Here is a 14,374-nt window from a genome sequence, read left to right as displayed (position 1 = left end):
CCGCGGCGCGGCGGTCAGGAACACCTTATATGCGGATTCGGGGCGGCTTTGGTGGGGCTTTGGGAAGGCCTGGATTGCCCTAGCGGATTTCGGCAACACCCCGGTTGGCCAGCTCGTCCGCCTTTTCATTGCCGGGGTCACCCGCATGTCCCTTGACCCACTTCCAAACGACCTGATGCGTGGCGAGCGCTGCATCGAGTTGACGCCACAGGTCCTCGTTCTTGACCGGCTTTTTGTCGCTGGTTCGCCACCCGTTGCGCTTCCAACCATGAATCCACTTGGTGGTGCCGTTCATGACGTAGGTCGAATCAACGTGCAAGGTGACACGGCTGGGACTCTTGAGCGCGCCAAGGGCCTTGATGACGGCGGTCAACTCCATGCGATTGTTCGTGGTGACCGCCTCTCCACCCCACAGTTCCTTGACGTGCGGCCCGGACTTGAGCAGTGCACCCCACCCGCCGGGGCCCGGGTTCCCCTTGCACGCACCATCTGTCCACATTTCGACCTGCGGTGGTGCCTTCTCCTCACTCATCGCCGAAGGCCGCGGGAACCAGTTCCGCGAGCTGGGGCCGCCATGCGTCGATGCGGTCTACGAAGCAGCGTTGCAAGACATCGATCATCGTCGATACGGCGGTCGATGCCCCCGGAGATGCACCGAGCAGCCCCGCGATCGACCCTTCGTCACCGAGGACCAACTCAGTGCCGAACTCCAACCGGCCACCGTCCTTCTTGTCCCGCTTGATCACCTGGACGCGCTGACCCGCCGTGATCCATTCCCAGTCAGCGGGTCGTGCCCGCGGATAGAACTCCATAAGAGCCTTGAACTGGGTTTCGTCGCGTGCCGCCAACTGCCCAATGAGGTATCCGGTCAAGTCGACGTTGTGCAGTCCCGCGCCCAGCATTGAGACGATGTTGGATGGTCGCAGGGAACGGACAAGGTCAAAGACGGAACCCGATTTCAGGTACCGCGGGCTGAAGCCCGCATAGGGGCCGAAAAGGAGCGCTTCGCGGCCATCGACGACGCGCGTGTCTAAGTGCGGGACGGACATGGGCGGGGAGCCCACGGCCGCTTTGCCGTAGACCTTTGCCTGGTGGGCCGCGACGACTTGCGGGTTGAACGTGCGCAGGAACTTGCCTGAAATCGGGAACCCGCCGTAGCCGCGGATCTCCTTGATCCCGGATCGTTGTAGCAGCGGCAAGGCGTACCCGCCAGCGCCCACGAACACGAAATTCGCGGTGATGTCCACCCGGCGGCGGCGGGCGTTCCACGATCCGTCGCGCAGGCGCACGCGCCACCGATCCCCGACCTTTCGCAGTCCCTTGACCTCGTGCCCGGTCAGCACGTTCGCGCCTCGTGATTTCAGTATCGAGATCAGGTCGTGCGTGAGAGCGCCAAAATTGACGTCCGTGCCCTGCGCAACCCTCGTTGCGGCGATCGGCGTGCTGGTGGTGCGTCCATCGACGAGCAAAGGCGCCCACTGGCGAATCTGCTCTGGATCGGCCGAGTATTCCATCGCGGAAAAGCCCGGGTGAACTGAAAGCGCCGCGTGCCTGCGAGCTAGGTAGTCGACGTTGTCCTGCCCGTGCACCAAGGTCATGTGCGGGGTTACCGACAGGAACCTGGTCGGGTCCGTCAAGAGACCGCGGCGCACTAACGAAGCCCAGAATTGTCGCGACAGTTCGAACTGCCGGTTGATCGCCAGGGCCTTAGTAACGTCGATGGATCCATCCGGGCGCTGCGGGGTGTAATTCAGCTCGCACAGGGCCGCGTGCCCGGTCCCGGCGTTGTTCCACGGGTTCGAGCTTTCGAGTGCCACATCATCGAGCCTCTCGACCAGCAGGATGCGCCAGCCGGGCTCGACAATTGACAAGAAGGTGCCGAGCGTCGCGCTCATAATTCCGCCGCCCACCAGGACTGCATCGAAATGCTGGCCCGCTAGGGGTACATCGTCGTTGAACATGATGGGGCGCTCATCGGTGAGTGAGGCGGCGCTCGCGGGCGCCAGAACATTGCCGGGCATGTCGGCAATCGTAGTCCTTTGGACCCTTGCAGGTCATTCCTGAGTTCTGGAGTGGGGCGCCTGTGGCGGCGGTCCGCCCAGGTGGATCCGTGCGGCTAGGCGCGGTAGGGACCTGTGCTCGGGGTTTGGGGCGGCCGTTCGAAATGGCAAGTTGCGATCTAAACAAACCGAGCGCGCCGCGCCTGGGGGCAATTCGGGATCTATCACACCGATTTGCGACAATGGGATGATGGCATCGATCCGCAAACCGCGCCGGCGCTGGCTTTCGGGCCTGTTAGTGGCGCTTGCGCTCGTCATCGCGGCGGCACTGCACGCGGCGCTGACCGCGACAACAGTCGCTCCGTTCGGGCCCCATATGGCGACGTACGCCGTGACCACGTCCGGAACTTTGACGATCGATCTGGGGCCGCTTGGAACTATCCAACGCCCCTCCCCGGCCCCCGGGCCGATCGGCATAGGTGTGCAGGTCCACGAGATTCCGGAGAGTTACACGGGACTCGAACGCACCGATGTTGCGACGAGCCTGACAGGCGACCTGCAACGGTACCTGACCCTCTTCGCGAGCCCACAAGACACCCTGCAACTCGTTGCGACCGGCCTCATCCGCGATGCGGGCCGGACCTTTCTTCTGGACACGGTTTGGTTGGCTGTCGCGGTCGGTGCCGTCGCGGTGCTGGTCGGACGAAGGCGCGGAGCGTCGGTGCGGCGCGCCGCCGCGCTGACCGCTCCTTGGGTGTGCGTCGGCGCACTGCTCATCGGCACAGGCGTTGCCGCGGCGGCCAGCCGCGACGCGGTGAGGGCGCGGTCGGTGCCGGGAGCCACTGTATTTGCCGGAACGGCCCTCGCCGGAACCAGGATCACAGGTCGCCTCGGCGGCGTCCTCGAACAGTACGGCGGACAGGTCATAGACGCGTTCAAAGAGAACGACGAGTTCTACAGCGAAGCGAACACCAATCTCGAACGGCAGTGGCAGCTGGCCGCGGCGACGCCGACGATCAGCCCCGCCGGGAACGCCGCGGGCGCAGGCGATGCGGCTGCTTCTGGTTCGCAGGGTCTGTCTGGGCAGTCGGGCGCGGGGGATGCGGCTGCTTCTGGGTCGCAGGGGTCCGCGGCGCCGTCCGGCGCCGCGGGGGGAGAGATGGCCTCGTCGGAAAATGACGTGGATCTTGTCACGATGCTGGTGATAAGTGACATGCACTGCAATATCTCCATGAGTCCGTTGGTCGGGACACTGGCGCGCGAATCGGGCGCGAGCATCATCTTGAACGCGGGCGATGCGACGATCGATGGCACCGCGGTCGAGCAGACGTGCCCCGAATCCTTGATGCGCGCCGTTCCGAAGGAGGCAACGCTCGTGTACGCGGGCGGGAATCACGATTCCGACCTGACGGCCGACCAGTTCGAGGCCGCCGGAGCGACAGTGCTGCGGGGCCAAACCGTGAGCGTCGATGGGGTGAGAATCCTTGGCGATCTGGACCCATGGAAGACCAACTTCGGTTCCGGTACTTCACTCGCGCGGAGCGAGAGCGCAAGCGATTTTCAATCCCGGATCATAAAAACAGCTTGCGACGAGGCCCCCGACCTCCTGTTGATTCACACTCCGTACGAGGGGCGTCCCGCCCTTGACGCCGGGTGCGCGCCGTACCTCATCTCGGGGCACATGCACCGTCGCGTGGGGCCTGAAGCGCGGGGGTCGGGCGTGGAGTACGTCAACGCGTCATCGGCGGGGGCCACGGAGGGCGAACCAACGTTGGGTCCGCTGCGCGGCGACGCGGAAATGACGGTGCTCACGTTCGATCGAGTGCAGCGGCGAATCGTCGACTACCGTGTCGTTACGGTTCACACCGATGCGTCCGTCGACATCGGCGAGGTAACTGCGTTCCCGCTACCTTCGCAGTTCGCGTAGGTGCGTTGGTGGGTGGGTGAGCACTCAGATCGCAACGGGTCGGATGTCTTCGCAGTATGCAAAGGCGCGGGCGCGGGCGCGGGCGACGATTCCGAGGAGGAAGGGAGCGCTGCGGCACAGGGACCGCGGCACAGGTATTGTGCACCCCCCGCGGTCATCTTCCGGACTTTTTGGATGTTTGGCGCTCTAAAAGGGTAAAAATGCTGGGGCAAAGCGCCGATCCGGTGCGGATTTGCGCGGATGTGAGCCTTTTGTGTTCCGCCTTGGGCCATTCGTCCCATATTTGGGCGTAAGGTTATATAAAGTTCCCACGCCGCCACTTTCCAGGGAGTTTCCCCGTGACTCAGTCGAGTGCTGCCTCCATCGCCCGCCATCCCGGACTCGCTCTTTTCGCGCTCGCGATAGGCGGCTTCACGATCGGGACCACCGAGTTCGCGGCGATGGGAGTCCTGACGAACGTTTCGTCGGCATTCCACGTCACGGATGCGGTGGCGGGGCACATGATCAGCGCCTACGCGGTCGGTGTGGTGCTGGGCGGCCCGCTGCTCACAGTCACGACGGCACGGATGCAACGCAAGACGCTGCTAATCGCACTCATGGCCCTGTACACGGTCGGTAACATCGCCTCATCCTTCGCCCCCAACCTCGCCGTCCTCATCGCCGGGCGGTTCGTCACCGGCCTGTCACACGGAGTGTTCTTCGGCGTCGGCGCGGTGGTGGGAACCGCGGTCGTTGGCGTCGCGCGGCGCGGGTTCGCGGTGTCAATGATGATGGCCGGCCTCACCGTGGCAAACGTGGTCGGCGTGCCGCTCTCGTCGATCGTGGGAGACCAGCTTGGGTGGGAATGGACGTTCCGCCTCGTCGGGATCCTGGGAATAGTGACAATCGTTGGCGTCATTTTGAACGTCCCCAAAGTTCCACCGCTTGCCGGCGCCTCACCCAAGACCGAATTCAAAGCACTCGGAAATGGTCCGCTCTGGCTCGGAATGCTGGCTGGCGCGGTCGGCTTCGGGGGAATGTTCGCCGCCTACAGCTACGTGAAACCAATCTTTGTGCGCGGCTTGGGTGCCAGCGACGTCATCGTCTCGTTCGCGCTTGCCTCCTTCGGCGCCGGCATGACCGTCGGTGCCATTGTTGGCGGCAGGCTGTCGGACCGCTCCGTGAAATCGGCGACAAGAATCGGCTTCATTCTCACGGCGGCCTCGCTCCTGATCTTCGGTCTGGCCATGGGGTCGGTTGTGGGCGCAATGGTGGGCCTATTCCTGGTCGGGCTCGCCTCCCAGATCCTGGGCGTGGCGCTGCAAACCGCATTGATGGACCTCAGCCCCAACGCACCCTCGCTCGGCGCCTCGCTATGCCACTCCGCGCTGAACCTTGGCAACGCTAACGGCGCGTTCTTGGGCGGTATGGTGCTGACCGCGGGAATGGGATATCCGGCGCTGGCATGGCTGGGCGTGATACTCACTATCATCGGATTCGCGATCATGCTTGGTGTGCAACGCCTCAAGGCCCCGCAACCGATTCCCGGGTTGCCTTCAGAAAGCTAGCGCACAGTAGACCCTGCGACGCCGCAGCGGCGATCGGGCAGGTAACTACCAAAGATCAGCGGCCCCAGCCGCGCACGCAGACAGGATTGCACGTGTCGGAAAACAAGGGCGCTCTGGAAATCATGAACGGCAAGCGGACGGGAATCTGGCTCGCCATCCTGGGAACCATCGCGCTGTGGGCATCGGCCGATCTAGCCATCGAACGTTACCGGGCGCTCATCGACCCGAACTACATCCCGAGTTGTTCGGTCAGTATCTTCGTGGATTGCGCACCCGCGATGGGATCCGCGCAGGGCGCGATCTTTGGCTTCCCTAACCCGTACTTGGGTCTGGGAGCATTTCCGGTCGTGATGACCATCGGGATCATCATGGCGGGTGGGTGGCGCCCGCCGGCATGGCTGTGGCGAACCTTTACGGTGGTTTCGACCGCGGCGCTGGCGCTCGTCGTCTTCCTCATCTTCACGTCCGTGCACACGATTGAGCGATTGTGCCCGTATTGCATGGTGGTGTGGGCCATGATGATCCCGCTGTGGTGGATCTTGGTTGCGTACGCAATGGACCGCGGGTTCCTGGGTGCGCCAAAGCGGGCGCGCGAGATCGTCGTCACGTACCGCTCCTTTTTCATCCTCGGGACGTATGTGGCCGTCGCGCTGTGGATCGTCATCGGTATGTGGAGCCTCATCGCCGGCTAGCCGGGATGCGGGGCGCTTGTCGCTAGCGAGGCTTGCGCGCCGTTCGCGTACGTTCCGCGGGTGGCGGGGATGCGGGGCGCTCGTCCGTGAATAATCGATGATTAGGGACGAGGGCTCCGCGCCGAACTCCCGACCCCACCGTGCCAGGCGATACGATGGGGCGTGTGAGCACGCACGATTTTGAACCGGCCGGCACCTCAACCTCTTCAACCGAACCCGCATGGCGCTACACGCCAGCGCTCGCGGAGAAGATCGAACTCAAGTGGCAGCAATACTGGGAGGATCACGGCACGTTCTTCGCCGCGGACCCCCAATCCGGTGATCTGCGCGACGGCGAAGGCCACGGTGCGCGCACCGATTCCTCGTTCTTTGTCATGGACATGTTCCCGTACCCCTCGGGGGCGGGCCTACACGTCGGCCACCCCCTTGGCTACATCGCGACCGATGTCACCGGGCGCTACCGGCGCATGCGCGGCGACAACGTCCTGCACGCGCTGGGATACGACGCGTTCGGGCTGCCAGCCGAGCAGTACGCGGTGCAAACCGGTCAGCACCCGCGAGTGACCACGGAAGCTAACATCGCCAACATGCGTCGGCAGCTGCGGCGCCTGGGGTTGGGCCACGATTCAAGGCGGTCGTTTGCCACAACAGACTCCGACTATGTGCGTTGGACGCAATGGATATTCCTGCAGATTTTCAACGCCTGGTACGACCCGCAGGCCGTGCGACCCGATGGCGGGATCGGCAGCGCCAGGCCAATCTCGGAGCTGCGCGCCAAGTTGGAATCCGGCGAGGTGGCGGTTCCCGGCGGCATTGAAGGCGTGAGCGGGACGCAATGGGCGGACCTGAGCGAGGCCGAACAGGCGGCGGTGATCGACCACCACCGGCTCGCCTACACGTCCAAATCTCCCGTGAACTGGTGCCCCGGTCTGGGCACCGTGCTCGCCAACGAGGAAGTCACCGCCGAGGGGCGGTCCGAGCGTGGGAATTTCCCCGTATTCGTCAAGTCGTTGCAGCAGTGGAACATGCGAATCACCGCGTACGCAGACCGGCTCGCGGAGGATCTGGACCTGATCGACTGGCCAGACAAGGTGCGGTCGATGCAGCGCCACTGGATCGGCCGCTCGGAGGGTGCGCACGTCACGTTCGAGGTGCCGGGCGTCGCCGAACCGCTTACCGTTTTCACTACCCGCCCCGACACGCTATTCGGTGCCACCTATGTTGTTGTTGCACCAGAGCACCCGCTGGTCGATTCGCTGATCGCAAGCGGTGACTCCGAATTTGCGGCGGAGGTTCCAGGTTCGTGGCGCGGCGGCGCGCAGACGCCCGCGCAGGCGGTTCTTGAGTACCGTGCGGCAGCGGCCGCCAAGACACCGTTGGAGCGGCAGGCCGAAGCCGGGACAAAGACGGGAGTGTTCACCGGCGGCTACGCAGTCAACCCGGTCAACGGCCACCGGCTTCCGATCTTCGTGGCCGACTACGTGCTGATGGGGTATGGCACCGGAGCGATTATGGCAGTGCCCGGTGGCGATACCCGCGACTTCGATTTCGCAACCCAATTCGAGTTGCCGGTCGTTTACACCGTGCAACCCCCCGCGGACTTCGCCGGTGGCGCGTGGACGGGCGATGGGCTGGTCATCAACTCCGCGAACGACACCCTTGACCTCAACGGTTTGGATGTGCCTGAGGCGAAGGCGCGAATGCTTGCCTGGCTCGAGGAACATGCCGCCGGGACGCGCACGGTCACCTACCGCTTGCGCGACTGGCTCTTTAGCCGTCAGCGGTACTGGGGCGAACCATTCCCCATCGTCTACGACGAATCCGGTCACGCCGTGGCGGTCCCCGACTCGATGTTGCCGATCGACCTACCCGAGGTCCCGGACTACTCACCGCGAACGTTCGACCCGAATGACGCTGATTCCGAACCGGAACCGCCCCTGGGACGCAACCAGGATTGGGTCAATGTCACACTCGATCTGGGCGACGGGCCGCGCGCCTACAAGCGCGACACCAACACCATGCCGAACTGGGCGGGATCTTGCTGGTACTACCTGCGCTACCTGGATCCGCACAACGCCGCGGCGTTGGTCGACCCGCAGCTCGAGGAATACTGGATGGGCCCCCAACACAATGCTACGGCCGGTGCCGCGGGCGGGGTGGACCTGTACGTCGGCGGCGTTGAGCACGCCGTCCTGCACCTGCTGTACGCGCGCTTTTGGCACAAGGTCCTGTACGACTTGGGGCATGTCGCCTCCCGCGAACCGTTCCACAAGCTGTTCAACCAGGGATACGTTCAGGCATACGCCTACACCGATGCCCGCGGCATGTATGTCCCGGCAGACGAAGTGGAAGAAGTCACCGCGGCCGATGGGTCCGTGAGCTGGACGTGGCGCGGCGAACCCGTGAACCGCGAGTACGGCAAGATGGGCAAGTCGCTGAAGAATGTGGTGACGCCCGACGACATGTACCGCGATTACGGGGCCGACACGTTCCGTTTGTACGAGATGTCGATGGGCCCGTTGGACCTGTCAAGGCCGTGGGAGACGCGCGCTGTCGTGGGGTCGCAGCGCTTCTTGCAGCGACTGTGGCGGAACGTGCTCGATGAGGGGACCGGTGACGTCATTGTGGCGGATGCGGCAGCCGAGATCGAGACGCGCAAGATCTTGCACCGCACCATCGCCGACGTGCAGGCCGAGATGGAAGCGATGCGACCCAACACGGCAATCGCCAAGCTGATCGGGCTCAACAACCACCTGACATCGCTGGATGTGAAGCCGCGCGAGGTCGTCGAGTCCCTGATTTTGATGGTGGCGCCTTTCGCGCCCCACATTGCCGAGGAATTGTGGGCGCGCCTCGGCCACACGGAATCGTTGGCGCACGCTCCGTTCCCCGAATACGACGAGGAATACCTGGTACAGGAAACCGTGACGTGCGTGTTCCAGGTCAAGGGCAAGGTGCGCGGTCGTGCCGATGTGTCCCCGGACATAGCGGAGGCCGCGTTGGAGGCGTTGGCGTTGGCGGATCCCGGCGTGCAGCGCACGCTGGACGGCGCGGAGGTGCGCAAGGTGATCGTGCGCGCGCCGAAGCTTGTGAACATCGTCCCCGCCTGATTTCGCGGTGCTGCCCAGCTACGACGGCTCGGTCCCGCGGGTCGGTGTCGTAACGGATTCGACCGCGGCCGGGCCCCTGGCTGCCTCGCCGAATCTGCGCGTCGTGCCGCTGACCATCATCGCTGGCGGGGACGAGTTCCCCGACTCCGGTTCGGCGGTCAGCGCGCGGGTGCTCGCGGCATTGGGGGAGGGCCTGCCTGTCAGCACATCTCAGCCGTCCGCGCAGGCCTTCGCCGCCGCATATCGCGAGGCGGCGAAGACTTGCGACACCGTCGTGTCGGTGCATATTTCGGGGGGACTGTCTGGCACGGTACACGCGGCGGCGTTGGCGGCCAGCGCGGCCGATGTCCCGGTGACTGTCGTTGACTCGCGCACTGCGGGTGCGGGGCTGGCGGTGGCGGCCACGGCGGCGCTGCGCGCCGCCGATCTGGGCGGTAGCGCCGCGAGTGTCACCCAGGCGGCGTTGCGCGCTGCGCGCGCCAGCGTGACGTATTTCGCGGTCGGGTCCATGGAACACCTGCGCCGCGGGGGCCGCATCACCCGCGCGCAGGCGGTCGTCGGCTCGGCGCTGGGGGTGCGGCCTGTGCTGATTTTGCGTGACGGGAAAATCGAAGTGGATCACATCGCGCGGTCGCGAATGGGGGCGCAGCGGCGCCTTGTGGATGTCGTCGAGCGGCCACTCCAAAGGCAGGGGGATTGGTCGTTGATCGCATATCATTGCGCCGATCCGAGCTCGGTCGAGCCGTTGGCCGCTGCGTTGCGCGATCGTTTTGGCTTGCCGGTGTCGATCGTCGATGTCGGTGGAGTCTTGGGTGCCCACGTGGGACCCGGACTGACGGGGGTCGCGGTCGTTCCCGGTGCTTAGGCGTGGTCGTTCTGGCTTTTGGCCGCGGTTCCCGGTGCTTGGTCTTTGTGGCTCCTGATTCGTTGGAGGTGCCGCGCGTGCGGGATGCTTGCGTGCGGGCAGTGGGCAGATCGGTCGGAGAGATGTTATCCACAGCCGGCGGTGGCGCATCTGGTGGGCGGCGGGGACCACTAGATTCCTGTCATGAAACACATGTCTCACGGTGCGGCCGATGCTGATCGGTGGGGGTCTGCGGGGGTCGATAGCGATTCCGCTGGTGATCGGTGGGGGTCTGCGGGGGCCGATAGCGATTCCGATCTCGACCGCGATAACCGCTCCCTCGGGCGTTCCTACGCTGTCGGCTCTCGGTGGTCTCTGGGCCGTATAGCGTTAGTTGCGGTTGCCTTCATTCTGGCCGGAAGTGCCGTATTTGCGTGGTGGGTGGGGCGGGCCGATCCGCCGATTTCGGTGTACGGGGGAGCCGGGGCATCAACGGGGGACACCGCCCAGGGAGCCGGCGAAACCGCCCAGGGCGATGACGCGGGCCAAGGCGGAAGCGGGAGCATGGCCGCCGACCCGGCCGCTGGGAGTAGCGGCATTTCAGATCAAGACGCGCTCAGCGCGGGCACCGCAGGTTCCGCCGTCGAAACCATCGCGGTCCACGTCGTGGGGGCGGTAAATAAGCCGGGGGTGGTCTACTTGCGGTCGGGTGCGCGTGGCGTTGATGCCGTGGCGGCTGCCGGTGGACTCAAGGCGAACGCAGATGCGCGCCGGATCAATCTCGCACAGCCCGTCAGCGATGGGCAACAAGTCGTTGTTCCTAAGCGAGGCGAGGCGGCCGGGACGGGATCCAACGCGACGAGTTCCAGCGCCGGAAGCGAAGGAGTCGCTAGTGGATCGGGTCAGGCGAGTGAGGGGGGAACAGAACTTGTCGATATCAATAATGCTGATGCCGCACAACTACAGCGATTGCCGGGAATCGGCCCGGCAATGGCGGAACGGATCATCGCGTGGCGGAAGGACACCGGCGGGTGCAAGGCCATCTCAGACCTTCTTGCCGTGAGCGGCATCGGGGACGCCAGGCTGGAGGCGATTAAGGACCTGATTACCTGCGGTGGTGGCGCGTGAGACGCTCGCTGTGGCACGACATGCGGCTAATACCGACGGCACTCGTTGCGTGGGGTGCGTCGGCGATTCTCGTTACGGTGCGGCCGGGTCCCCGCGCACTCATGGTCTGCGCGGCGGCGTCGTTGCTCTGCGCGGCGGCGTTGTTGTCCCGCGTCGTCGGGCAGCGACGCCGGTGGGCACGAGTGCCCTGCGGCGGCATCAAGGGTCATTGCGTCGCGGCGCTGCTGGCGGTGGCAGTGATCGCAGGCCTGGGCGTATGGCGGCTCGACCCGTGGCTTGTCCAACTGCGGGCAAATCCACCGGCCGACCCCGTAACGGTCATCGCGCGAGTGGTCACGGAGCCGCGTCACGTCGGCGGAATCCGCGCGGGAACTAAAACGTCCTGGTGGGCGCGGATCGATGTGGCCGCCGCTTCAACCGATCAACGCGGCAGGTCCGCATCGGTACTGCGCGCCAGCGTCCCGCTGACGGTTTTTGGAACTGGGCCCACCCCTGCCTGGCTGGCATGGGTGGAATGTACCGGCACTTTCAGCGTCAATCCGGGCGGGGCGACCGATTCGCTGCGCGCTAGCACCGTGCGCGTCGTGCGGGGTCCCCCCTCGTGGACAAGGTGGTCCAACATCGCGCGAGCGGCCACGCGTCAGGCCAGCGCGGGACTTCCGGACGATGCGCGGGCGCTCGTCCCCGGTGTTGCAATTGGCGATACGTCGGAAGTAAGCGATCAGCTCTCTGCCGATATGAAGAGGGCGGGCCTGACCCATCTGACGGCCGTATCGGGTGCGCATTTCGCGATCCTAGCGTCGATGCTGTGGAGCGTGTTGGGGTTTGCGAGGGCGGGTCCACGGGTGCGGGCACTAGCGGTGGTCGTGCTGATCGCGGGCCTAGTCATCTTGGTCCGGCCCGAGGCGTCGGTCGTCAGGGCCGCGGGGATGGCACTCGTCTCTGTGGTCGGAATGCTTGCGCGGCGCCGATCCACCCCGACCCCCGCACTTGCAACGACGACGCTGGTGTTACTGCTCGCGGATCCGACCCTTGCTGTCAGTATCGGTTTCGCGCTTTCGGCATTGGCCACCTTTGGTTTGGTTCACGCCGCCCCCGTCATTGAGGAACGCTGCCATTTACTGCCTACTCGGTTGCGCTCGGAGGTCGCGGTAGCCCTGGCGGCATACTTGGTGTGCGCGCCCGTGGTGATCCTCATTGCGCCGAGTCTCTATCCGTGGGCGGTGCTGGCAAATGTTGCCGCGGCGCCGCTCGTTGTTCCGCTCACGTTGCTCAGCGCCGCTGTGGTGGCCCTTTCACCCTTCGTGCCACAGATCGCGGTCGGATTGGCCTGGCTGGCGCAATGGCCCGCATTGTGGATTGCGTGGGTGGCTAGGGCGACGCGCTATCTTCCGTGGGCTGAGGTCCGTTGGCTCGGCGGTGTCGCAGGAATGCTGCTCCTGGCCGTGGTCGCCGTCGGGTGCTTTCTTATCGTCCGCCAGGCGCCTGCCGTGAAATGGTACACGCAAGCCTATGTGATGCCACTGCTGCGTTGGTATGGCGGGGAGTCGGGGAAACGAGTGTGTCAACAACCCCGATCGGAGCGTTCCGGCCGCCATGCCCGAAGCGCTAGGCTTAACCGATGAACGCAGCGACTCCGTCCGCGACCTCGTGGGACAAGGCCGTGCTAGCCCCCGTGGTGTTGGTCAGCGGTGCCGAGGGCCTCTTGGTCGATCGTGCGGTGGCGCAGTTGCGGGAGCAAGCCGTCTTCGCGAATCCGGAATTGGAGCGCACAACCGTCGATGCCGCCGCATACCAGGGCGGGAACCTGGAGGTCCTCACCAGCCCGTCGTTATTCGGCGAACCACGCTTCATCGTCATCGACAATGTGCAAGCCTGCACCGATCCCCTCATCCCGGACGTCATCGCCTACCTTGGCTCGACCGAACCCGACGTGTATCTGGTCCTGGTCCACCGTGGTGGCGTGCGTGGCAAGAAGCTACTGGACGCGCTCAAGGCCGCCAAGGTGCCGCGGGTCGTATGCGATGCGATTAAGAAGGACGCGGACAAGGCACAATTCGTTGCCAGTGAATTCAAGCGCAGCAAGCGTCGGGCCTCGAGCGATGCCGTCGACATGTTGGTGCAGGCGGTGGGATCCGACCTGCGCGAGCTCGCAGCCGCGTGCGCCCAGCTCATCAACGACACCGAGGGCATGGTTGATCTCACGAGCGTCGAACGATACTACGGCGGTCGGGTGGAGGTCAGCTCGTTCCGCGTGGCGGATGCGGCCGTCGCCGGGCAACCCGCGGCCGCGATTGTCGCGCTGCGGCACGCATTGGCTACCGGATCCGACCCCGTCCCGTTGGTTGGAGCGCTGGCATCGAAGCTGCGGACCTTGGCTCTCGTCGCCTCGCACGCGGGCAGCCCCGCTTCCGCGGCCAAGGACTTGGGTCTAGCGCCCTGGCAGGTGGAACGATCCCGGCGCGATCTGCGCCACTGGACGCCCACAGGTTTGGCCGAAGCAATCGTCCTGACGGCGCGGGCCGACGCCGAGGTTAAAGGGATGTCGCGGGATCCCGTTTTCGCCGTCGAGCGCGCTGTCCTGGCCGTTGCGGCGCGCGCTGGCGCACAAGCGAGGCGGCGCTGACGGCCCGCCGGACCGGATAGCAGAAACAGAGAGGTCGGGGCCGCGAACAAGCGTTCACGACCCCGACCTCACAAGCCAGGAACCGAGTGTCAGGCGTTGTTCACTGCCTTGGCAAGAGCCGACTTCCGGTTCGCAGCCTGGTTGGAGTGAATAACACCCTTCGACACAGCCTTGTCGAGCTTGCGCGAGGCAGCGGTCAGAGCCGCCGTGGCGGCTTCCTTGTCGCCGGCCTCGACAGCTTCGCGCACCTTGCGGACGTGCGTCTTGAGTTCGGACTTGACCGCCTTGTTGCGCAGGCGCGCCTTCTCGTTGGTCTTGATCCGCTTGATCTGGGACTTAATGTTCGCCACGTTTGGACTCTCTTGTGTGTTTTCGCGGGTGCGAAATCTGACAGGTCATTGAAGGCTCTCCCGCTTCCGGGACTGGGGTGGGGAACCCGTGGAGAGGAAGCGGTGTTGTGCCAGCCGACCCAGCGGGCACACAGCGGTAAATGTTAGCAC

General features: G+C 65.0%; 11 protein-coding genes. 8 read left to right on the top strand and 3 right to left on the bottom strand.

What is annotated here, in order from left to right; genetic code table 11:
* Positions 1-79: 79 nt before the first annotated feature.
* The gene (gene rnhA, locus FB389_RS02995; protein WP_211344937.1) at positions 80-532 is read right to left on the bottom strand and encodes a ribonuclease HI; all 453 of its coding nucleotides are present in this window, start codon (positions 530-532) and stop codon (positions 80-82) included.
* A complete protein-coding gene (gene mqo, locus FB389_RS02990; protein WP_142113465.1) occupies positions 525-1,961 on the bottom strand; it encodes a malate dehydrogenase (quinone) in 1,437 nt (478 codons plus the stop codon). The genes rnhA and mqo overlap by 8 nt, the downstream gene beginning before the upstream one ends.
* A gap of 286 nt (positions 1,962-2,247) precedes the next feature.
* On the opposite strand from mqo, the gene FB389_RS02985 reads away from it, so the two are divergent.
* The 8 genes from FB389_RS02985 (at position 2,248) to holA (ending at position 13,874) form a co-directional block, all read left to right on the top strand.
* Complete coding sequence (locus tag FB389_RS02985) at positions 2,248-3,927, top strand: metallophosphoesterase family protein (protein ID WP_142111294.1); 1,680 nt, start codon at positions 2,248-2,250, stop codon at positions 3,925-3,927.
* A gap of 338 nt (positions 3,928-4,265) precedes the next feature.
* Positions 4,266-5,474: an MFS transporter gene (locus FB389_RS02980; RefSeq protein WP_246043488.1), complete on the top strand. Its 1,209-nt coding sequence runs from the start codon at positions 4,266-4,268 to the stop codon at positions 5,472-5,474.
* A 92-nt stretch (positions 5,475-5,566) separates the two neighbouring features.
* Positions 5,567-6,166, top strand: a complete 600-nt coding sequence (locus FB389_RS02975; protein ID WP_170207843.1) for a vitamin K epoxide reductase family protein — start codon at positions 5,567-5,569, stop codon at positions 6,164-6,166.
* A 155-nt stretch (positions 6,167-6,321) separates the two neighbouring features.
* Positions 6,322-9,276, top strand: coding sequence for a leucine--tRNA ligase (gene leuS, locus FB389_RS02970; RefSeq protein ID WP_142111292.1), 2,955 nt, complete (start codon positions 6,322-6,324; stop codon positions 9,274-9,276).
* A 7-nt stretch (positions 9,277-9,283) separates the two neighbouring features.
* Positions 9,284-10,141, top strand: a complete 858-nt coding sequence (locus tag FB389_RS02965; RefSeq protein WP_142111291.1) for a DegV family protein — start codon at positions 9,284-9,286, stop codon at positions 10,139-10,141.
* Between the two features lie 183 nt (positions 10,142-10,324).
* Positions 10,325-11,248: a ComEA family DNA-binding protein gene (locus tag FB389_RS02960; protein ID WP_142111290.1), complete on the top strand. Its 924-nt coding sequence runs from the start codon at positions 10,325-10,327 to the stop codon at positions 11,246-11,248.
* The gene (locus tag FB389_RS02955; protein WP_142111289.1) at positions 11,245-12,873 is read left to right on the top strand and encodes a ComEC/Rec2 family competence protein; all 1,629 of its coding nucleotides are present in this window, start codon (positions 11,245-11,247) and stop codon (positions 12,871-12,873) included. The genes FB389_RS02960 and FB389_RS02955 overlap by 4 nt, the downstream gene beginning before the upstream one ends.
* The gene (gene holA, locus FB389_RS02950) at positions 12,870-13,874 is read left to right on the top strand and encodes a DNA polymerase III subunit delta (RefSeq protein WP_142111288.1); all 1,005 of its coding nucleotides are present in this window, start codon (positions 12,870-12,872) and stop codon (positions 13,872-13,874) included. Before FB389_RS02955 ends, holA begins: the two co-directional genes overlap by 4 nt.
* Before the next feature lie 89 nt (positions 13,875-13,963).
* Here holA and rpsT read toward each other — a convergent pair whose 3' ends face one another.
* On the bottom strand, positions 13,964-14,224 hold the full coding sequence (gene rpsT / locus FB389_RS02945; RefSeq protein ID WP_142111287.1) for a 30S ribosomal protein S20: 261 nt from the start codon (positions 14,222-14,224) through the stop codon (positions 13,964-13,966).
* Between the last annotated feature and the right edge of the window lie 150 nt (positions 14,225-14,374).

Origin of the sequence: Rarobacter incanus (assembly GCF_006715765.1) — a bacterium.
GTDB classification, from domain to species: domain Bacteria; phylum Actinomycetota; class Actinomycetes; order Actinomycetales; family Cellulomonadaceae; genus Rarobacter; species Rarobacter incanus.
This window is presented reverse-complemented; position numbering and strand designations above follow the sequence as displayed.